At 62.2% G+C, this 1,402-nt stretch carries 1 protein-coding gene; it reads left to right on the top strand.

Annotated elements, in window-relative coordinates; all coding sequences use genetic code 11:
- Positions 1 to 113: 113 nt before the first annotated feature.
- Complete coding sequence (locus HNO81_RS19910; protein ID WP_175319815.1) at positions 114 to 1,346, top strand: IS256 family transposase; 1,233 nt, start codon at positions 114 to 116, stop codon at positions 1,344 to 1,346.
- Positions 1,347 to 1,402 lie beyond the last annotated feature (56 nt).

The following is a 1,402-nucleotide window of genomic DNA, read 5'->3' as shown; positions in this document are numbered from 1 at the left end:
GAGGGTGTTTCATAGAGTGTGTAAGGGTCTGGTCTCTAACTAGGGTTTGACCTGCGGTTTTACCCTTGAAAGGACGGGCCCTCTTGGCCGAAATAAGTGCGACCACGAACCCTTTGGAAGGCGTTTTGAGTGCCGACCAGATCGACGCTCTCGTCACGGCGGCGGAGGACCTTGGAGAGGGCCGCAACGGTGTTGAGGAGCTCCTCTCCCGGATGACCCGAGCGGTCCTGGAACGGGCCTTGGAAACCGAGATGAGCGACCACCTCGGCTACGAGTCCGGCGACCCTGCCGGGCAGGGCACGGGCAACTCCCGGAACGGCAAGACCACCAAGAGCGTCCAAACCCTCCAGGGGCCGGTGCAGGTCACCGTGCCGAGGGACCGGAACAGCTCTTTCGAGCCGGTGATCGTGCCCAAGCGGGCCCGACGGCTGGGCAAGGTCGAGGACATGATCCTCTCCCTTTACGCCCGCGGCATGAGCACCCGGGACATCGGCTCCCACCTTGATGAGATTTACGGGACCAAGGTCTCCGCGGCGACGATTTCGAGGGTCACCGACGTGATCGCCGATGAGGTCGCTCAATGGCAGAATCGGCCGCTGGAGTCGGTGTATCCGATTGTCTACATTGACGCGATCTGGCTGAAAATCAGGGACGGCGGGGTCGTGGTGAACAAGGCCTGCCACGTGGCGGTGGGCGTGGACGTGGAGGGCCGCAAGCAGGTGTTGGGCCTGTGGCTGGGTACCAGTGAAGGGGCGAAGTTCTGGGCCAATGTCCTCACGGAAATCCGTAACCGCGGGGCAGCCGACATCCTGATCCTGTGCTGTGACGGGCTCACCGGGCTGCCGGCAGCAGTGAACAGCATCTATCCCCAAACCGTCGTGCAGACCTGCGTCGTGCACCTGCTGCGCTCGGCCATGAAATACGCCTCCTACGGGGCACGTAAAGCGATGGCCAGGGATATGCGCCCGATCTATACCGCGCCGACCGTGCAGGCGGCAGAGTTGGCCATGGAGGCCTTCGCCGAAACCTGGCAGAGCACAGCCCCCGGGGCGGTGCTGGCGTGGCGGAACGCTTGGGAGGACTTCACCCCGTTCTTGGCCTTCACCCCGGAAATCCGGAAGGTCATCTACACCACGAACCAAATCGAATCGATCAACTACCAACTGCGGAAAATCACCAAAACCCGGGGCTCATTTCCCTCCGACGAGGCCGCGATCAAATTGGTCTATCTCGGGATCAGGAACATCGAAACCACCCGCGGTGGTGACCTCGGAACCGGCACCCTGGGCTGGCACCAGGCATTGAACGCTTTCGCCGTTCAATTCCCCAACCGACTCCCGATCTGACCACCCGGCAGACCGGATCACCGACCGGTCCCTTACACAGAAAACTTGACACCCCC

The organism is Pseudarthrobacter sp. C4D7, assembly GCF_013359725.1.
In the GTDB taxonomy this organism is placed as follows: Bacteria; Actinomycetota; Actinomycetes; order Actinomycetales; family Micrococcaceae; genus Arthrobacter.
The sequence above is the reverse complement of the archived record's forward strand: the minus strand, read 5'-3'. Positions and strand labels throughout refer to the sequence as shown.